General features: G+C 62.2%; 16 protein-coding genes and 1 pseudogene. 10 read left to right on the top strand and 7 right to left on the bottom strand.

Annotation, left to right across the window (positions count from 1 at the left end; translation table 11 throughout):
• Positions 1-35: 35 nt before the first annotated feature.
• Together ACQR2C_RS00405 and ACQR2C_RS00400 are read right to left on the bottom strand one after the other, a co-directional pair.
• On the bottom strand, positions 36-542 hold the full coding sequence (locus ACQR2C_RS00405) for a phage holin family protein (RefSeq protein WP_434872603.1): 507 nt from the start codon (positions 540-542) through the stop codon (positions 36-38).
• On the bottom strand, positions 543-812 hold the full coding sequence (locus tag ACQR2C_RS00400; RefSeq protein WP_315803591.1) for a hypothetical protein: 270 nt from the start codon (positions 810-812) through the stop codon (positions 543-545).
• A gap of 161 nt (positions 813-973) precedes the next feature.
• Between ACQR2C_RS00400 and ACQR2C_RS00395 the strand changes: the two genes are divergently transcribed.
• From ACQR2C_RS00395 to ACQR2C_RS00385, 3 genes are read left to right on the top strand one after another with little or no spacing between them, the layout of a single operon-like run.
• Positions 974-2,110, top strand: a complete 1,137-nt coding sequence (locus ACQR2C_RS00395) for an MlaE family ABC transporter permease (protein WP_315803590.1) — start codon at positions 974-976, stop codon at positions 2,108-2,110.
• Positions 2,111-2,112: 2 nt separating this feature from the next.
• Positions 2,113-2,892 carry an ABC transporter ATP-binding protein gene (locus ACQR2C_RS00390; protein WP_315803589.1) on the top strand — a complete coding sequence of 260 codons (780 nt, stop codon included), beginning with the start codon at positions 2,113-2,115 and terminating at the stop codon, positions 2,890-2,892.
• A 3-nt stretch (positions 2,893-2,895) separates the two neighbouring features.
• Positions 2,896-3,996: an ABC-type transport auxiliary lipoprotein family protein gene (locus ACQR2C_RS00385; protein ID WP_434880195.1), complete on the top strand. Its 1,101-nt coding sequence runs from the start codon at positions 2,896-2,898 to the stop codon at positions 3,994-3,996.
• 10 nt (positions 3,997-4,006) lie between these two features.
• Here ACQR2C_RS00385 and ACQR2C_RS00380 read toward each other — a convergent pair whose 3' ends face one another.
• The gene (locus ACQR2C_RS00380) at positions 4,007-4,324 is read right to left on the bottom strand and encodes a c-type cytochrome (protein ID WP_315803587.1); all 318 of its coding nucleotides are present in this window, start codon (positions 4,322-4,324) and stop codon (positions 4,007-4,009) included.
• Positions 4,325-4,464: 140 nt separating this feature from the next.
• Here ACQR2C_RS00380 and ACQR2C_RS00375 point away from each other — a divergent pair, with 140 nt between their 5' ends.
• The gene (locus ACQR2C_RS00375) at positions 4,465-5,178 is read left to right on the top strand and encodes a helix-turn-helix domain-containing protein (protein WP_315803586.1); all 714 of its coding nucleotides are present in this window, start codon (positions 4,465-4,467) and stop codon (positions 5,176-5,178) included.
• Positions 5,179-5,750: 572 nt separating this feature from the next.
• The gene (locus tag ACQR2C_RS00370) at positions 5,751-6,482 is read left to right on the top strand and encodes a Crp/Fnr family transcriptional regulator (protein ID WP_315803585.1); all 732 of its coding nucleotides are present in this window, start codon (positions 5,751-5,753) and stop codon (positions 6,480-6,482) included.
• Here ACQR2C_RS00370 and ACQR2C_RS00365 read toward each other — a convergent pair.
• From ACQR2C_RS00365 to ACQR2C_RS00355, 3 genes are read right to left on the bottom strand one after another with little or no spacing between them, the layout of a single operon-like run.
• Complete coding sequence (locus tag ACQR2C_RS00365; RefSeq protein WP_434880194.1) at positions 6,464-6,892, bottom strand: TRAP transporter large permease subunit; 429 nt, start codon at positions 6,890-6,892, stop codon at positions 6,464-6,466. The two genes, ACQR2C_RS00370 and ACQR2C_RS00365, sit on opposite strands and share 19 nt — an antisense overlap.
• A 59-nt stretch (positions 6,893-6,951) precedes the next feature.
• Entirely contained in the window at positions 6,952-7,950 is a 999-nt protein-coding gene (locus ACQR2C_RS00360) for a TRAP transporter substrate-binding protein (RefSeq protein ID WP_316216919.1), read from the bottom strand.
• Between the two features lie 55 nt (positions 7,951-8,005).
• Positions 8,006-8,692, bottom strand: a complete 687-nt coding sequence (locus ACQR2C_RS00355; RefSeq protein ID WP_316180167.1) for a GntR family transcriptional regulator — start codon at positions 8,690-8,692, stop codon at positions 8,006-8,008.
• 367 nt (positions 8,693-9,059) lie between these two features.
• On the opposite strand from ACQR2C_RS00355, the gene ACQR2C_RS00350 reads away from it, so the two are divergent.
• From ACQR2C_RS00350 to ACQR2C_RS00330, 5 genes and pseudogenes are all read left to right on the top strand, one after another.
• Positions 9,060-11,147 (top strand): molybdopterin oxidoreductase family protein, encoded by a 2,088-nt coding sequence (locus tag ACQR2C_RS00350; protein ID WP_315803581.1) that lies wholly within the window; start codon positions 9,060-9,062, stop codon positions 11,145-11,147.
• Between the two features lie 183 nt (positions 11,148-11,330).
• On the top strand, positions 11,331-11,597 hold the full coding sequence (locus ACQR2C_RS00345) for a hypothetical protein (protein WP_315803580.1): 267 nt from the start codon (positions 11,331-11,333) through the stop codon (positions 11,595-11,597).
• Positions 11,598-11,868: 271 nt separating this feature from the next.
• A pseudogene (locus ACQR2C_RS00340) lies at positions 11,869-15,295 on the top strand (acyl-[ACP]--phospholipid O-acyltransferase).
• A complete protein-coding gene (locus ACQR2C_RS00335) occupies positions 15,295-16,032 on the top strand; it encodes an esterase/lipase family protein (protein ID WP_315803791.1) in 738 nt (245 codons plus the stop codon). Before ACQR2C_RS00340 ends, ACQR2C_RS00335 begins: the two are co-directional and overlap by 1 nt.
• 72 nt (positions 16,033-16,104) lie before the next feature.
• Positions 16,105-16,884 (top strand): enoyl-CoA hydratase/isomerase family protein, encoded by a 780-nt coding sequence (locus tag ACQR2C_RS00330; RefSeq protein ID WP_434837785.1) that lies wholly within the window; start codon positions 16,105-16,107, stop codon positions 16,882-16,884.
• Between the two features lie 369 nt (positions 16,885-17,253).
• On the opposite strand, the gene ACQR2C_RS00325 is transcribed toward ACQR2C_RS00330, so the two are convergent.
• Positions 17,254-18,462, bottom strand: coding sequence for a TIGR03032 family protein (locus ACQR2C_RS00325; RefSeq protein WP_434880193.1), 1,209 nt, complete (start codon positions 18,460-18,462; stop codon positions 17,254-17,256).
• Positions 18,463-18,513: the final 51 nt, after the last annotated feature.

The following is an 18,513-nucleotide window of genomic DNA, read 5'->3' as shown; positions in this document are numbered from 1 at the left end:
TAGGTGTTTGGTGTCCTCTCACCGGATCCATCGGTTCAGGTCGGATGGTGGTCGTCATTGGACGGTGGCCTCGCCGCCTCGCCTTCGGAGGCGCCATGCGAGCGGAGAGTTCTGATGATCATCGTCGCAATGGGAACGATGAGCAGCGGAATGAGGCTGTTGATCGGATGGTTGACCACGCTCGAGATCCGGGACTGCAAAGCTCGTGCTTCCAACTGCAGCGAGTCCATCGCCGAGGAGTGAATCTCGTTGGCTAGTTCGAGTTCCCGGCCGGACGGTGCACGGGATGCGATGATCAGGAGGATCGCCGCAATCGCGATATTGCAGGCTCCGAGTGCTGCGGCTGCCACGACTGCAGAGGTGATCTGGACCAACGCAAGGTAGGCCGCCAGCTCGAACATCAGGAGGCCAAAGACGGCGATCAGCGCCGCAAAGGCCCGGAGGCCGAGTCCGACGAGCAGATGCCGGAGCCTGATGTCGGCAATGACCCGGTCCGTCCGCCAGAGAAGGCGCAAATGTTTAACGACATTTTCGGTATCCACTTAAGTTCTCCGCAGCAGGAGGCCAACCGCGAGCCCGAAGGCGAAGGCCGAAGCTGTCGCCGCGATCGGACGATCCCTGATCATCCGCTCCACCTGAACGTCGGTCTCACTTAGACGCATGTCTAGCCCCTCGATCGCTGCAGCGAGCATTCCGGCAGCTGGTTGCGCGTCCGGGTTGTCACGCGGCGCACCCGCGCCCCGCAACAGCTGGCTTAGCTCGCGCGTCAGGCTCTCCAACTCGGTCCGGAGCGTCGTCGGGTCGATGGCCATGTTTTGTCCTCGGGTCAAAATCACTGTAGAACGTAGCTCGGCACGATGCTTGATTTCGCTCAACCCGTTGCGCTGACGGGATTGACGCAGATCAAGCGAGGCAGATCGGCGCGATTTAGGAACGGGTGTGCCTCGGCACGCCGAATGAGGGAGACATCCAATTGCGTGCTCATCCGGGACTTACCGCCGCGACGACGGAGGATGTGCTCGAGCTTCGTCCGAGCGGATCATGGGTGTCCCTGAACGTGGCAGAGCTCGAGAGCTTGACCAGCTCTGTCGGCAACAGCATCAACAGCGCGACTGCGGTGAAGCTTGATCTTGGAGCCGTCAGCGAAATCGATACCGTGGGGGCTTGGTTGCTTGAGAAGCTCGGCCGCCGGGCTGCTGTTGGCGGTCGGCGGGTCGAGACGACCGGGGTGGCAGAAAACTACATCGGCCTCGTCGAGGAGGTCCGGCAGGTCAATCGGCGAGCCGTCGCGCCGGCACCGAGACTGAACCCGATCCTTGCCAAACTCACCGACCTCGGTCGTTCGAGTCTGGGGGCCGCCCAGGATATCAAGGTGTTTCTGGACATGTTGGCCGCGCTGTTCTTTGCGCTGCTGCGGACGCTGCGCCGGCCGCGATCTCTGCGCGTGACCTCCCTCGTCTATCAGATGTACCGCATCGGATGGCAGGCCATTCCAATCGTGGTGTTGATCACTTTCCTGATCGGCGCCATCATTGCCCAGCAGGGGATCTTCCATTTTCGACGTTTCGGTGCCGAGTCTTACGTCGTCGACATGGTCGGAATTCTGGTCCTGCGCGAGCTTGGCGTTCTGATCGTCGCGATCATGGTGGCAGGACGGTCGGGAAGCGCCTACACGGCCGAGCTTGGATCGATGAAGATGCGCGAGGAGATCGATGCGCTGGTGACGATGGGACTTGATCCTGTCGAGGTGCTGATCCTGCCCCGTATCGTTGCGTTGATCTTGACCTTGCCAATTCTCGCCTTCATTGGCTCGATGGCTGGCCTGTATGGAGGAGGGCTGGTGGCCCAGCTCTATGGCGGCATGGGACCGGCAATCTTCATCGCCCGGTTACACGATGCCATCTCGGTGACGCACTTCGAAGTGGGAATATTGAAGGCGCCGTTCATGGCCTTGGTGATCGGCATTGTTGCCTGCAGTGAGGGACTTCGTGTGAAAGGTAGTGCCGAATCGCTGGGGCAACAGACTACGACATCCGTGGTGAAATCCATTTTCCTGGTCATCGTGCTCGATGGTCTTTTCGCCGTGTTCTTTGCGTCCATTGGAATGTAGCAATGGATGATCTTGGCGTGTCCAGCGCGATCCGCGTGACCGATCTCGTTGTCGGGTTCGGCCGGCAGCTCGTTCTGAACGATCTTTCGCTCGACGTTCGTCGCGGTGAGATTCTCGGGTTGGTAGGCGCGTCAGGCGGCGGAAAATCCGTCCTGATGCGGACGATCATCGGGCTCATTCCTCGGCGCAGCGGGTCTATCGAGGTCATGGGGACAACCCTTGGGAGCGCCGAGGAGCGGACGACGCAGGCGGCAGCGAAGCGCTGGGGAATTCTGTTCCAGCAGGGAGCTCTGTTCTCGTCACTGACGGTCAAGCAGAACGTTCAGTTTCCGCTGCGCGAGAGCCTGCAGATGTCGCAGGAGTTGATGGATGAGATCGCGATAGCCAAGCTCGAAATGGTCGGCCTTCGCGCAGAGGACGGTGATAAATTCCCAGCCGAGCTATCCGGTGGCATGACGAAGCGCGCGGCGCTGGCGCGCGCCCTCGCTCTCGATCCGGCGATCGTATTTCTTGACGAGCCGACCTCCGGCCTCGATCCGATTTCCGCCGGCGACTTCGATGCCCTGATCAAGACGCTCCAGCTGACGTTGGGATTGACGGTGTTTATGGTGACCCATGACCTCGCCAGCCTCAACACGGTCTGCGACCGTGTCGCTGCGTTGGCCGATGGCAGGATCGTGGCGATTGGTCCTATGAGCGACCTCCTCCGATCAGAACATCCATGGGTCAAAGCCTATTTTCACGGCAAGCGATCCCAGATGCTGCAACCAAAAGCGAGTTGAAAGATGGAAACCCGTGCACCCTTCGCTGTCATCGGCGGCTTCGTGCTGGCGGCCATCGTCGCAATCTTTGGCTTCGTTTACTGGCTCAACAACACCGGAGGACTCGGTCCTCGCACGACCTATCACGTGCAGTTCGAGGGCTCGGTGCCCGGCCTGCTGGTCGGGGCTGCCGTTCTGTTCAATGGAATCCGGGTCGGCGAGGTGACCGAGCTCGGCCTGGCGGCGAACGATCCGCGTCGGGTCAACGCAACGATTTCCGTGGCGTCGACGACTCCCGTGCGCGCCGACACCAAAGTAGGGTTGGAATTTCAGGGGCTGACAGGAGTGCCGGTGATCGCGCTGGAGGGTGGCGCGTCGGCAGGAGCGGCGAGTGCCGTATCGACCTTGATTGCAGAACCGGGCGCCGGACAAAGCATGACGCAGGCCGCCCGGGACGCCCTGCGGCGTGTCGATGCAGTTCTTGCGGAGAATTCAGGGCCGCTCAAAGATACGATCGCCAACCTCAAGACATTCTCAGACGGCCTTGCGCGGAATACCGGCAAGCTCGATGGAATCGTCTCGGGTCTGGAGAAAATGACGGGAGGCGGTGCTCCAGCACAGAAAGTCACCTATGATCTGAGCGCGCCGCGAGAACTGGGGCCGGTCAACAAGACCATCAAGGGGCAGCTTGCGATACCTGAGCCCACGGCCGTGGCGATGCTGCAGACTCAGCGCATGCTATTCACGCCAACAAAGGATTACCCGGGGTTCGGTGATTTCCTGTGGGCTGACAGCATCCCCAAGTTGTTGCAATCACGTCTGATCGATGCCTTCGAGAATTACGATGTGGCCCACGCTCCGCTGCGGACATCCGATCTGGGCCAGCCGGATTTTCAGCTGCTGATTGATGTCCGCCGTTTCCGGATCAATGCCGATACCGCCGCGGTGGAGATCGGCCTGTCGGCTCGCCTCGTCGACAAGAACGGCAAGGCCATCGCGTCTCGGCTGTTTGACGAAAACCAGCCCGTTGCCCGGCTTGATCCTGCTGATGCCGTGTCCGCCTTCGACGAGGCCTTCGGCCGGATTGCCAAATCGATTTTGACCTGGACGATACAGGCGCTCTGAATCGACGGGGCTATTCCAAGCTCTTCAAATACGAGAGCAGATCGTGGATCTGCGGCGGCGCGAGCTGGAATTGGGGCATGGCCGGGTGACCAGTCATGATCCCCTCCGCGAGCGCTTCGCCCAACGATTCGATCGGGTAGCGGAGATGCAGGCTGCGGAACGGAGGGGCCGGTTCGAAGGGGCTCTCTCCCGTTCGACCGATGGCGTGACATCGTGCGCAGTGGGCCTTCGCGAAAGCCTGTCCGCGTTGCTCTGCTGTCGACGCTGCGTATGACGGTGTCGCCAACATCGTGGCGGCGAGAAGGTGGCACAGAACAAGCCGCTGCATTCACGATATCCATTGGTGTTGGGAGTGGCGGCCACGATAGGGCCCGGATTGTTGGTTCGTTTGATTTGAATCAATCGGAACTTCGAGCGTCCGTTAGAATGCAACCATTCGCTTTGCGCTTGGCCCACCGGAGCCCTCGTATGAAGACGTCTCTTGTTGCAATCGATTTCCACGGGCAGGCCTGTGCCGATTGTGCCGTGCGGGGATTCAGTGTCTGTGCGTCGCTCGACCAGTTTGAGATGCGCGAATTCGAGCACCTCAGCCGCCGAGCCCATTTTGCGACCTGCGAGACGGTTTTCGCGCAAGAAGATACGTCGTCCTGCTTCTACAATTTATTGGATGGGGTCATGAGGCTCTACAAGCTTCTCCCCGACGGACGCAGGCAGATCGTCGGATTTGCGCTGCCCGGCGACTTCGTCGGCATGACGACGGAGGAACGGCACGGATTTTCGGCTGACGCGATCGGTCCCGTCACCGTCTGCCAGTTCGCGAAGGGACCGTTCGGACGCTTTGCCGAGGACAAGCCGAATCTGCTGCGCCGGATGAACGAACTGGCCGTGCAGGAGCTGAATCAGGCGCGTGATCACATGGTACTTCTCGGACGCCGATCAGCCGAGGAGAAGGTCGCGACATTCCTCGTTGGCTGGAGGGATCGGCTGGTGGAGCTTCGGGGGGCCTCTAACATGGTACCGTTGCCGATGAGTCGGCAGGATATCGCCGACTATCTCGGGCTCACCATCGAGACCGTCAGTCGAACGTTCACGAAGCTCGAACGGGAGGGCATCATCGCGATCCTGCCCGGGGGCGTCTCGCTTCGGGACTCGGCGCGAGCTGAAGCAATGGCTGCTGCCTGACATCGCGGGCGAAATCCGCATTGCATTGATCTGGATCAAGGACTGTCGCGCAGCCGATAGGGAACTGTGTCTCAAACTCGAACAGGGGGAGAGAGACATGCCGCTGGACGCTATGATGGTCAGCTTTGCAGTTGTGGGGGTTTTTGTCGGGTTCGCTGCGGTCCTGCTTTGGGCTGATTCACAGACAAGGCATCGGGTGTGAGGTACAGGCTGCCCTTGGGCTGCGGCATCTTGCGCTCAGAAGAGTAGCGCTGCCGGTCCGACGGGGCGGCTGGACGACTCTCACGCGTTGCACAATGTATGCAGGGCCCGTCCCGGCGGCGTAAACGCCTCCGGCGTCGATTGGCACATGGCTTCGCCGTTGAGCGTTCGCCGCATTTTCCTGGACAATCCGCCGATCTGCCGTATTCCGAGATGCAATGAAATCGAGGATCGGTGGTCGCAAGTCCGAGGGATCGTTTTTGCTGGTGGCTGTAGGCGTGTCCATAGTCCCCTGACATCCGCGGGGCCTTGGCCACCAGCTTTGGACATTTCCCTTGGGCGGCGGTATTCGGACGCCTGGGAGATGCGGTGTGACTGAGGAAAAGCGGGCGAGCGTCCGACCTACCAATAACGGCAAACTGTCGGTGCTGCGTCAGCATCCGATTTTTCGTGAGCTCGAGGCTGATGCGGTCGATCAGCTCTGCCGCTACGCCAAGCCGACATCGCTCAAGCGCGGTGCAACCATCTTCTCAAAAGGCGATCCTGGCTCGAGCTTATATGCCGTGATCAGTGGCACCGTCAAAATCAGTGTCTCGTCGCCCGACGGCCGCAATGCCATCCTGAACCTGATCAGCGCGGGTGAGATATTCGGCGAGGTCGCCGTGCTCGACGGACGAGAACGCACAGCCGATGCAACGGCCAACACGAATTGCGAGATACTGGTCATCGATCGGCGCGAATTCCTGCCGTTCGTGAAGAGCCAACCGGTGCTGGCAATGAAATTCATCGAGCTGCTTTGCGATCGGCTGCGCTGGACCAGCGACCAGGTCGAGCAGGTCATCCTTCAGGATCTTCCTCGCCGCCTTGCCAGTGCACTGCTCGGCCTGACCGACAAGCGCAAGCTGGATGCCGCGAGCCGCACCATTGCCATCACTCAGCAGGAGATCAGCGAAATGGTCGGCATGACGCGGGAGAGCATCAACAAGCAATTGCGTGCGTGGGCCGCGCGGGACTGGGTCCGCCTCGAGCACGGGGCGATCGTTCTTCTGAATCCCGAGCCGCTACGCGGATTGGCAGAGACCGGTCAAGACGAGGACGAGTAGGGGCCGAGAGGCATTTTCCGGCGTCCTGCTGAACCGATGATGGCCGCATCCGGCCAGCGATCGATCGTGATCTTGACCGCATCCTTGGCTGGAACCTGCCGGCTGTGGGGAAGGTCTTCGCGATAGGCGAACACGGTACAGAGCAGGATCCGCGAGAAGCCGAGCAGCAGTCCCGGGAATATACCCGCCATGAGCAGCGCGCTGATCGAGAACGCCCCACCGGTCGCGAGCGAGTACAGGACGGCGTTGTGGCTTGGTGGCGCCAGTACAACAGGACGGCCATCGGTTCGGGCCAGAAGGTCGCGCTGTTCAGGACGTAGGCGCGTGAAGACCGCCCAAAGGATGAGGGCTGAGATCAGCACGAGCGCCGTCACGCCCGCGATGACGCAGGCGAGATGCAGCGCATCCATCGCCGGAGATGGAGTCCGGCCATCGTAAGCCTCCCGATCGTCCGAACCGAGCGCGCGGTCTACGCGATGTCCTGAATGCGCTTAATCAGTTCTTGGTGCTTCGGACCGTATTTGTCCCAGACCGGCTTTACGGCCTTCTGGAACGGCGCCTTGTCGGCGATTTCGACGATTTCGGAGCCGGCGGCCCTGGCCTTCTCCATCGCTTCCCGCTCGTAGACCTTCCAGAGTTCGCGTTCCTCCATCTGTGCTTCGCGTGCGAACTTCTTGATCAAGGTCTGGTCGTCGGTCGACAGGTTCGCCCAGGCGCGCTTCGAGAACGCGAGGACTTCTGGAATGACGAGATGCTGGGTGAGCGAATAGTACTTCGCGGCCGTGTAGTGATTGCTGAAGACGTAGCTCGGTAGATTGTTCTCGGCCCCGTCGATCACGCCGGTCTGCAGCGCGCTGAAGACCTGATCGTACCCCATCGCGACGCCGTTGCCGCCGAGCGCGTTCATCATGTCGATGAAGATGGGATTGCCGATCACGCGAATCTTCAGCCCCTTCACGTCCTCCACCGTCCTGATGGGCTTCTTGGTATTGTAGATGCTGCGCGCACCCGAATTCATCCAGCAGAGTGCGACGAGATTTGCGCTGGCATTGGCGCTGACGCGGTCCAGAAGGTCCTGACCGATCGGACCGTCCATCATCTTTTCCGAATGTTCGATGCTCTTGAACAGGAAGGGCATGTTGACGACGTTGACGTCATCGACGATCGGGCCGAGCGCGCCGGCGCTGACCCGCAGCATCTGGATCGCCCCGATCTGGGTCTGCTCGATGGTCTCTTTCTCGCCGCCGAGCTGAGCGGACGGATACATCTGGATCGACAGCCTGCCGCTGGTGGCCGCCGCAAGCTTCTTGCCGAGGTTTTCTGTTGCTGCAACCGTCGGATACCCCGGCGGCTGAACGTCGGATGCCTTGAACACCGCCTTCGATTGCGCAAGGGCGGCCGAGATCGGCGGCAGCGTTGCAACGCCCGCAAAGCCCACGCTCAGTCTGATGAAATCGCGTCTTTTCATGGCGTCTCTCCGCCGAAGTGATCGTGTCGCCGCAAGGTTCGATGCGATCATCTCGCTAGCTTGGTTGATCGAAATACTCTGGATTCTTGGTCTGAATTTCAGAGATGTCGTCGAGCAGGCGTTCCAGATGACTCGCCATGGCAGCCCGGGCACGATCCGGATCGCGCCGTTCGATGGCCTGAAGGATTGGTTCGTGCTCTGCGATCACTTCGGCCATCCGTCCGATCTGCGGCAAGGTCAGGCGGCGATAGCGGTCGACGTGAACCTTGACCTGAACGATCAGCTTCCAGATACCGGGATAGCCGGCGACCTCGGCGATGCCAGCGTGAAACATCTCGTCGGCCTGATGGAAGGCTTCGCGATCCTTTGCGGCGCAGGCCTCGCGCTGACGTTCGAGGGTCGCATGCAGGTTGAGCAACTGGCTCGATGTTGCATGCTCGGCCGCCATCCGTGCGGTGGTCTCTTCGAGAGACTTTCGGATGATGATGGTCTCGGGGAGTGCTGCGACCGGAATGCGCGAGACGAAGATGCCGGACTGCGGAAAGATCTCGACCAGCCCTTCGTCCGAGAGCTTCAGAATGGCCTCGCGGACCGGTGTTCTGCTGACGCCATAGGCCGTCGCGATCTGCGCTTCCGAAATCGGTTCGCCCGGCAGGCGCACGAGCGACACGAGTTCCGACCTGAGATCGGTGTAGATGCGTGACGCTGCTGTCGCGCCGCGGGGTCGACCATTGCGGCGCATGCGGGCCACCACGGACCGTGGCGCTGCGGCCAATTTCCTCGGGGGGCGACCGGACATTTTCGTTTCCTCAACTGATATATTAATATATGAAAATCGCTTTGCAATCGAAATTGCCGTCAGCTGAGGGCTCGTGATGGTGCGCTGCGGTGTAGACCGTCGCAGGCAGCAAACACGAGCACGCAACAAAGCCTATCGTCTTTTCTTGCCGTCTTCATCTCGCCCCTAACGGCGGATCAGCCGTCGTCGTCGGCGACTTGTCCGCGTCCAGAACCAGATCTGCGGTGATGCAGACACGTACGAATCTTGTTCATGCGAATGCCTCGCGAATGCTCTCGGCGGATGCATTCTTTGATGCTACCAATCGGGCATGAACCAGCAGACCCGCGTCGATATCCGCCATTCCACCTGCCCGCACGATTGTCCGTCCGCCTGCGCGCTCGACGTCGAAGTGCTCGATCGGAAGACGATCGGCCGCGTTCGCGGCTCGAAACGGCAGACCTATACGGCTGGCGTGGTTTGCGCCAAGGTCGCGAGATATGCCGAGCGGATTCATCATCCTGAAAGGCTGATGCATCCGATGCGTCGCGTCGGTCCGAAAGGATCAGGGCATTTTGCACGCATCTCCTGGGACGAGGCATTGGACGAGATCGCGGAGCGGTTTCTCCAGGCGGAGCGGGATTTTGGCGCTCAGTCGGTATGGCCGTATTATTACGCGGGCACGATGGGTCTCGTGATGCGCGACGGCCTCAATCGTCTCACCCATGTGAAGAAGTATTCGCGATTCTACTCGACGATCTGCGCCAATGTCGCGCGTATCGGCTTTGCCATCGGCACCGGGAAGATCGCCGGCGTCGATCCGCGGGAAATGGCGCTCTCGGACCTGGTCGTGATCTGGGGCACGAACCCGGTGAACACGCAGGTCAATGTCATGACTCATGCCGCGCGCGCCCGAAAAGAGCGGGGCGCCAAGATCGCCGCGATCGATGTCTACGACAATGAGACGATGAAGCAGGCCGACATCAAGATCATCCTGCGCCCGGGCACCGACGGCGCCTTTGCCTGCGGCGTGATGCACGTGCTGTTTCGCGACGGCTTTGCCGACCGCGCCTATATGGAGAAGTACACGGACTGCCCTGCGGAACTCGAGGCGCATCTGCAGACGCGGACGCCGCAATGGGCATCGCAAATCTCTGGCGTTCCCGTGGCCGAGATCGAGGCGTTCGCCCGTCTGGTCGGAGAGACGAAGCGCACCTTCTTCCGGCTGGGTTACGGCTTCACCCGTAGCAGGAACGGTGCCACGCAGATGCATGCGGCATCCTGCATTCCCGCGGTGACGGGCGCCTGGCAGTACGAAGGAGGCGGGGCCTTCTTCAACAACGCCGCGCTTTGGCACTTCGATGAGTCGATCATCGAGGGCCATGACGCCGTGGATCATTCCACCCGCTTCCTCGATCAGTCCCAGATCGGGCGCATCCTGACGGGAGACGCGGTGGCCCTCTGTGGAGGCCCGCCAGTCAAGGCGATGCTGATCCAGAACACCAACCCGATGACGGTGGCGCCCGAGCAGGAGCTGGTTCGCAACGGATTTGCGCGCGAAGACCTTTTCGTCGCCGTCCACGAGCAGTTCATGACCGAGACGGCGCAGATGGCGGACATCGTGCTGCCCGCCACGATGTTCATGGAGCATGACGATCTCTATTACGGCGGCGGCCATCAGCACATCTCGGTCGGACCGAAGCTGATTGATCCACCGGGTGAGTGCCGCTCCAACCACGAGGTGCTGCAAGGCCTGGCGCGGCGGCTGCGGGCTGTGCATCCGGGCTTCGAGATGTCGCCGCGCGAGCTGATCGATGCGACGTTGAAGAAGAGCGGCCATGGCGATATCGCCGGGCTCGAGGCCGATGTCTGGCGTGACCTTCAGCCGGACTTCCGCACGTCGCACTATCTCGACGGCTTCGCGCACAGGGACGGCAAATTCCACTTCAAGGCCGACTGGGCTCATCCGCCATTCGGACGCGTCATGGGCAATCCGGAGCGCATGCCGTCATTGCCCGACCATTGGGCGGTGACCGAAGAGGTCGATCAGCAGCATCCGTTCCGGCTTGCAACCAGTCCCGCACGCTCGTTCCTCAACACCTCCTTCAACGAGACGCCATCGTCGCAGGCGCGGGAAGGGGCCCCCTCCGTCATGATCCATCCGCTGGATGCAGCCCCGCTCGGCATCGTCGACGGCGACATCGTCACGCTCGGCAATGAGCGCGGACAGACCTCGCTTGCGGCCCGGCTGTTCGACGGAGTCCGGCGCGGAGTGTTGATCGCCGAATCGATCCATCCCAATCGCGCCCATGTCGGGGGACGCGGCATCAACGTGCTCACCGCCGCCGACACCGTCGCCCCGATCGGGGGCGCGGCCTTCCACGACAACAAGGTCTGGCTGCGCAAATCGGCAGGCTGACCCACTGGGGCAAGCCGAGTTATCGAAAACCCTTCTGATTCGAGGGCCCTAATTGCCCCTTACGCCGAGGGGCGGGCGCCTCGCAGGATCATTTTACCCTTCTTTGACGTTTACATTATCTTCTTGAGCGTCGCTCAAAAGCGCGATATATTTTGAGCGTTGCTCAAAATATGGAGAAGTCTCATGCAGGTTCTCGACTCTCGCGCTCCCCATTTTTTTTCGACCAATGCGCCGACAGGACTGAACGGTCTCGCGCGGTTCGCGTCTCACCTTTTGACGGCGCGCGTCGAGCGGATCGCAAATGCTTGTGATGTTGCCGGTCTGCTGGCTGCGCGGCGAACGAGGCGGCTGGCGGGACAACGTCTGTTTCGTGCCGCCGGGCGCGAAGGGCACCGGCTGCGCCGTGGCGGCCTGTTCGGCTGCTTCCACTACCTGAGCGAACTGACCTGACCTCGTCTCAAATCCCGATCTGATGCGCAACGAAGCGGTCACCATGTCCTCGCGTCCCACCCCCTCCGTCCCGTTGCCATCGGTCTGGATAAGCCTTTTGCACACGACCTTCGCGCTATTTTCCATCCTGGTCGGCGACCAACAACAGAACGCCTAACCGCATGACCGCGTCTAACGGGATGCATCGCCGGCTCCGCCTCATTTCATCACCAACCTTCAAGACTCTTGCGATCCTTGCGGCCAAGCCGCTGCAGCACATCAGGAATCGATCATGATCAAGCAGTTGATGTCGTCGCGCCGTTTTGCCCCGCTGTTCTGGGCTCAATTCTCCTCGGCGCTGAACGACAACGTCCTGAAGAATGCGCTGGTCATCATGCTGCTCTATGGCGCCGTGGCAACGCATGGCGACGCGCTTGTGACCGTGGCGGGCGCCGTCTTCATCTTTCCGTTCTTCATCCTGTCCGGGCTCGGCGGCGAGCTGGCGGATCGATATGTTAAGGGAATCGTGGCGCGCCGGCTCAAATTCGCGGAGATCTTCGCCGCAACCTTTGCGGCGCTGGGCTTCTTTCTGCATTCGATCCCGCTGCTGTTCGTCGCCCTCGGCATGTTCGGTGTCATTGCCGCGCTGTTCGGTCCCGTGAAATACGCCATGCTGCCCGATCAACTGACGGTCGGTGAGCTCGCAACCGGCAACGCGCTGGTCGAAGGCGCGACCTTCATGGCCATCCTGATCGGCACCATCGCCGGCGGCCAACTCGTCTCCGGCTCGTCGCACATGGGATGGGTCGCTCTCGCCGTCATCGGCCTCGCGTTGATCTCCTGGGCGTCGGCCTCGCGCATTCCGCACACGTCGCCGTCGGCCCCCGATCTGCGCATCACGGCCAATCCCTGGACCTCGACCTCGCACCTTCTCAAGTCGCTGTACGCCGCGCCGCGGCTGTGGGACGGCATGGTGATCGTGTCCTGGTTCTGGCTGGTCGGCGCCGTCGTGCTGTCGCTGCTGCCGGCGCTGGTCAAGGATGTCGTCGGCGGCACCGAGGGCGTGGTCACTCTGTGCCTCGCCATCTTCGCGATTGGCATTGCCATCGGCTCGCTGTTCGCAGCGCATCTCAGCCATGTCAGGCCGAATCTCGCGCTGGTGCCGATCGGCGCCATCCTCATGGGCGTGCTCGGCCTCGATCTGTCCTGGGCGATCGGGACGACAGTGACCGCGAAGGGCCTCACGCCGCTCGCCTTCGTCGGCTCTTGGGCGGGCGCGCGCATGCTGATCGATTTCGCCGTTTTCGCCTTTGGCGGCGGCCTGTTCGTGGTTCCGGCGTTCGCCGCCGTGCAGGCCTGGTCGGAGCCGACCGAGCGCGCCCGGGTCATCGCTGCCGGCAATGTGCTGCAGGCCGCCTTCATGGTGGTCGGCTCGCTGGGCGTAGCCGGCCTGCAGGCCCGCGGGCGTCTCGATCGCCTGGATCTTCTTCGGTCTGGCTTTGGCCAGCTTCGGCGCCGTCTGGTTCGTGCTCAACAAATGGGGCAGGGAGGGCGTGCGCGATTTCGGCGCGATGCTGTTCCGTGCTCTGTTCCGCACCGAAGTGCGCGGCCTGGAGAACCTGCCGCCAGCCGGCACCCGCATGCTGATCGCGCCGAACCATGTCAGCCTGATCGACGGTCCGCTGCTACACGCGGTGCTTCCGATTGATGCGACCTTCGCCGTGGACACCGGGATCTCCAAGGCCTGGTGGGCGAAGGTCTTTCTGAAACTTGTGAGGCACATCACGATCGACCCGACGAAGCCGCTCGGTGCTCGCGATCTGATCAAGCTGGTCGCCAGCCAGGAACCGGTGGTGATCTTCCCCGAGGGCCGCATCACGGTGTCGGGCTCACTGATGAAAGTCTATGACGGCACCGCGATGATCGCCGACAAGGCCGATGCCATCGTGGTGCCCGTTCGCATCGAGGGCGCGCAGCGCTCGCATCTCAGCTATCTCAAGGATGGCCAGATCAAGCGCTCGTGGTTTCCCAAGGTGACGGTGACGATCCTGCCGCCGGTGAAGCTCACCATCGATGCCGCTCTCAAGGGCAAGACCCGCCGCAATGCGGCCGGCGCGGCGCTGCAGGACGTGATGATCGACGCCATGGTCAAGAACGCCATGCTGGATCGGACGCTGTTCGAGGCGCTCGCCCATGCCCATCGCGACCACGACACCGGCAAGGTGATGATCGAGGATCCGCTCGGCACCAAGCTGACCTATCGCAAGCTGCTGCTCGGCTCGCAGGTGCTCAGCCGCAAGCTCGAGCAGGGCACGATGGTGGGCGAGAACATCGGCCTGTTGCTGCCGAACTCCGCCGGCGTCGCCGTGGTGTTCATGGCGCTGCAGTCGATCGGCCGCGTGCCGGCAATGCTGAATTTCTCCGCCGGCCCGGTGAATGTGCTGGCGGCAATGAAGGCGGCGCAGGTCACGACCGTTCTGACGTCGCGGGCCTTCATCGAGAAGGGCAAGCTCGACAAGCTGATCGCGGCGATCGAAGGACAGGCCCGCCTGGTCTATCTCGAGGACGTCAAGGCCTCCGTCAGCCTGGCCGACAAGATCAAGGGGATGATCGACGGCACCAAGCCGCGCGTCGCCCGCAATGCCGACCATCCGGCGGTGATTCTGTTCACGTCCGGCTCCGAAGGCACCCCGAAGGGCGTCGTCCTGTCCCATCGCAACATTCTCGCGAATGCCGCGCAGGCATTGGCGAGGGTCGATGCCAACGCTAACGATCTTGTGTTCAATGTTTTGCCGGTCTTTCACTCCTTCGGCCTCACTGGCGGCATGATGATGCCCATGTTGGCGGGCATCCCGATCTACATGTACCCGTCGCCGCTGCATTACCGGATCGTGCCCGAACTGATCTACCAGACCGGCGCCACGATCTTGTTCGGCACCGACACCTTCCTGACCGGCTACGCGCGCTCCGCTCATGCCTACGATTTCCGCACCCTGCGGCTGGTCATTGCCGGCGCCGAGCCGGTCAAGGATCGGACACGGCAGATCTACATGGAGCGTTATGGCATCCGCGTTCTCGAAGGCTATGGCGTCACCGAGACCGCGCCGGTGCTGGCGATGAACACGCCGATGGCCAACCGTGTCGGCACCGTCGGCCGCCTGTCGCCGCTGATGGAGTATCGGCTCGACAAGGTGCCGGGCATCGAGGAGGGCGGACGGCTTTCGGTCCGCGGCCCCAACGTCATGCTCGGCTATGTCAGGGCCGAAAATCCCGGCGTGCTCGAGGCACTGCCGGAGGGCTGGCACGACACCGGCGACATCGTCACCATCGACGCGCAGGGCTTCATCACGATCAAGGGCCGCGCCAAGCGCTTTGCCAAGATCGCCGGCGAGATGGTGTCGCTGACGGTGGTCGAGCAGATCGCCGCGGCTTTGTGGCCGCAGGCAGCCTCGGTCGCGGTGTCGATCCCCGACCAGCGCAAGGGCGAGCGCATCGTGCTGATCACGACGCAGAAGGATGCCGAACGCTCCGCGATACAGCGTCAGGCCAAGGCGCAAGGCGCGCCGGAGCTTGCGGTGCCGGCCGTCGTGATGGTGGTCGACAAGATCCCGCTGCTCGGCTCGGGCAAGACCGACTATGTCGGCGCCAAGGCGCTTGCCGAGGCGAGTGCGGCAACCGCTACGACGGAGCGCGAGCCGGAGGAGCGGGAAGTCGCGTGATCGCATCGCTGCGCCGGCGTTCTCAGCACAGTGGCCCCCGCGACGCGGGGGTTGTGCTGCTGCATGGCATCGCCGGTCGGTCATTGATGCTGCGTCCGCTGGAAAAGCGGTTGCAGCGCGCAGGTTTTGCGACGCTGAACCTCGACTATGAGAGCCGCAAGAAGCCGCTCGAGTTTCTTGCTGACGACATCCGCCCGGCGATCGCCGATTTCGCCGCCGGGATCGACGGTCCGGTCCATTTCGTCACCCACTCGATGGGCGGGCTGCTGGCACGGGTCGCGATCGCGAAGCATCGGCCGGCGCGGCTCGGCCGTGTCGTCATGCTGGGAACGCCCAATGGCGGCAGCGAGCTCGCCGACCGGCTGCAGAACGTCGGGCTGTATCGCGCCTATTTCGGGCCGGCAGGCCTGCAACTGGTGACCACGAAAGACGTCACGCTCGCCTCCTTGCCGGCCGCCGACTACGAGATCGGCGTGATCGCCGGCAACCGTTTCCTCGACCCGATCGCCGGGCTGTTCCTGCTGCCATGGCCGAACGACGGCCGCGTCTCGGTCGAGAGCTGCAAGCTCGTCGGGATGACGGACTACACGACCGTCAAGGCCTCGCACGTGGGACTGCTGGTGCATCCGACGTCGTTCCGGCAGACCATCGCGTTCCTGCGTACCGGCCAGTTCGAGCCTGCGCGTCCGCTGCTGCGCGGCGTCATCGATGAGATCGGCCGCCGCGCGGCCTCCTGACGCAAGTTTTCCTTGCTCCTCGCGGCTATCCCGCGACAATCTCGCATCCGACAGCAAGCGACAGGCAAGGCGATGACCGACGACAGCGTGATTCTCGACAAGCGCGGGCAGGCCCTCTGGATCACCATCAATCGTCCGGAGAAGCGCAACGCGCTGAATGGCGACGTCATCGCCGGCATCTCGCGCGGCTATCGCCAGGCGCATGACGATCCCGGGGTGCGCGTGATCGTGCTGACGGGGGCGGGCGACAAGGCGTTCTGCGCGGGCGCCGACCTGCAGAACTCCGGCGCGGCGTTCGCGATGGATTTCTCCCGTCCCAATGTCGACTATGCCGATCTGCTCAGGCTGTCGCAGAATGCCACCAAGCCGGCGATCGCGCGGGTCGGCGGCGTCTGCATGGCCGGCGGCATGGGCCTGCTGTGCATGACCGACATGGCGGTCGCGGCCGACCACGTCCTCTTCGGCCTTCCGGAGGTGAAGGTCGGCGTGTTCCCGATGCAGGTCCTGAGCCTCTTGCAGAGCATCGCGCCGCCGCGTCTCGTCAACGAATGGGCGCTCACGGGCGAGCCGTTCGACGCCAAGGCTGCACAGGCCGCCGGGTTGCTCAACCACGTCGTGCCGGCGGCCGAGCTCGACGGCAAGATCGACTGGCTGATCGGCCGCCTCGTCGACAAGTCGCCGACCGCCATCCGCCGCGGCAAATACGCCATGCGCGCCATCGCCTCGATGTCGTTCGACGAGTCCATCGCCTATCTCGAAAGCCAGATCGCGCTGCTCGCGATGACCGAGGACGCCAAGGAAGGCCTGAAGGCATTTGCCGAGAAGCGCAAGCCGGTGTGGCCGGGGAAATGATTTCGCTCGTATGATGAGGTCGTCATTCCGGGGCGCGCGTAGGGCGAGCCCGGAATCCATACTCCCGATGGCGGTTATGGATTCCGTGCCCACGCCTTGCAGGCGCGGTCCGGAATAACGCTGGTGGAGACGTGCGCGCGTTCTCAACATCGTCGCCATCGTCGAGCAACAGAATATATTCGTCAGCAATCTCGCGGCGCCGTGCGCCCGAGTCCCGTTCTGGTCTCAGCACTCAGAGATGAAGAGGGCGCAGGGCAGGTGAATCGGCTTATACGTGATCTCTCTGGTGCCCTGGGCTTTCGGGTCACCGTCACGTGCGTGCGGCCTGCCGTCTTTGAGGAGCACTTGTTCCTCGGCTAGCGTGCAACTCTACGCCCGCCACGGGGACCCCACTCCCGGCGCTCGTTTCTGCACAGGCCAAGCGCTCTGAACGGCATCAATCGGATCATGGGTGACGAGATCAAGGATCTCGTTGTTGGCGAAGCCGATCGCCATGGGGCGCACCACGTCTGCCACCACGCCTAGATCGTAGAATTCGGTTACCGCCCCGTCGATCCGAAACCAGTTTTCGCAGACACCGGTATCGAGATTGATCAATTGGATTCCGCACCACGGTTCGGAATCGGTTTCGGCTAACCGGCGGTCCAGTGCGAGACCCTCGAACCGCTCATAGCGAGGTTTCGACAAGCCAACGAAGGCATAGTTGCCGAAAAACGCGAGCCCGCGCACGAAGCCGGGACAGAAGGCCAAAACCTGGAACGTCGCGCCGGCTGCTGAACGCGCGATCCACCCGATCTCCCCTGTGCCCGAGTTAAGCACCCACAATCTCCCGCGATAGAGTCGGGGGGAATGAGGCATCGAGAGACCGCCGATCACTATCTCGTTGGAGTGCACGTCGACGACGATGCCGCCATCGGAGCGACGGTCGCGCCAGCCATCGACGGTATCCGATTTGCTGATCGCGGTAACGTAGCGAGGGGTGCCGTCTTCGATGGCAAGTCCGTTCAGGTGACATCGGTCCTCCCTGACGATCTTCGAAATGAATGAAGGCTTCCACAGCGGCGTGAAGCTGTGCCGTTCCGATATTGAAGCAAGACAATTGTAAAGCGTGTTGACGAAGACGATGCGGCCATCGCTCAGCACCCCGACGTCGTGAACATCGAGCTCGCCGGTGGTGAATATCTGGCGCGGGACATAACAGGCATCGTGCAGATCGTTGATCCGCTGGCCGGGCGCAAGCACGTTCCTGAATTTCAGGATTTGGAACATCGTGGCGAGCAGAATCGTGTCTCTGTCCACGACGCAGAGTCCCATAGCCTTGTGAAAGAGGCGCTCGTGGACCAAGAGCCCGCCATCGACGTTCTGACCGAGGAAATAGAGTTTGCCGGATTGATAGGACGAACCCACGATGGCGATGCGCTGAGAACCAAGAAACTCGGGCAGTCCGGGGGACATGGAGTACCGAAGCGCCTCCCCGCCGGCTTGGCCGACCTGTTCCGCGGGAAGGCGCAGGCCAGTTTGATCGGCGGGCAAAATCTCGTTTGATTCGAATGTCGGCACATCGTCACGACAGCACATGAATGCTTCCCCAAACGGCGGTGGACCCGACAAGAGGCCGCGCCTCTTCAG

The sequence above is a fragment of the Bradyrhizobium sp. HKCCYLRH3061 genome, from assembly GCF_051168015.1.
GTDB lineage: Bacteria > Pseudomonadota > Alphaproteobacteria > Rhizobiales > Xanthobacteraceae > Bradyrhizobium.
Note: the sequence above shows the minus strand (reverse complement) of the source record. Positions and strands in the feature narration are given on the sequence as shown.

Bases quoted from the DNA above. Each gene is read 5' to 3' on its own strand.
- ACQR2C_RS00400 (WP_315803591.1), bottom strand. From the start codon at position 812: ATGGCCATCGACCCGACGACGCTCCGGACCGAGTTGGAGAGCCTGACG.
- ACQR2C_RS00390 (WP_315803589.1), top strand. From the start codon at position 2,113: ATGGATGATCTTGGCGTGTCCAGCGCGATCCGCGTGACCGATCTCGTT.
- ACQR2C_RS00385 (WP_434880195.1), top strand. From the start codon at position 2,896: ATGGAAACCCGTGCACCCTTCGCTGTCATCGGCGGCTTCGTGCTGGCG.
- ACQR2C_RS00380 (WP_315803587.1), bottom strand. From the start codon at position 4,324: ATGCAGCGGCTTGTTCTGTGCCACCTTCTCGCCGCCACGATGTTGGCG.
- ACQR2C_RS00375 (WP_315803586.1), top strand. From the start codon at position 4,465: ATGAAGACGTCTCTTGTTGCAATCGATTTCCACGGGCAGGCCTGTGCC.
- ACQR2C_RS00365 (WP_434880194.1), bottom strand. From the start codon at position 6,892: ATGGATGCGCTGCATCTCGCCTGCGTCATCGCGGGCGTGACGGCGCTC.
- ACQR2C_RS00360 (WP_316216919.1), bottom strand. From the start codon at position 7,950: ATGAAAAGACGCGATTTCATCAGACTGAGCGTGGGCTTTGCGGGCGTT.
- ACQR2C_RS00355 (WP_316180167.1), bottom strand. From the start codon at position 8,692: ATGCGCCGCAATGGTCGACCCCGCGGCGCGACAGCAGCGTCACGCATC.
- ACQR2C_RS00350 (WP_315803581.1), top strand. From the start codon at position 9,060: ATGAACCAGCAGACCCGCGTCGATATCCGCCATTCCACCTGCCCGCAC.
- ACQR2C_RS00345 (WP_315803580.1), top strand. From the start codon at position 11,331: ATGCAGGTTCTCGACTCTCGCGCTCCCCATTTTTTTTCGACCAATGCG.
- ACQR2C_RS00330 (WP_434837785.1), top strand. From the start codon at position 16,105: ATGACCGACGACAGCGTGATTCTCGACAAGCGCGGGCAGGCCCTCTGG.
- ACQR2C_RS00325 (WP_434880193.1), bottom strand. From the start codon at position 18,462: ATGTGCTGTCGTGACGATGTGCCGACATTCGAATCAAACGAGATTTTG.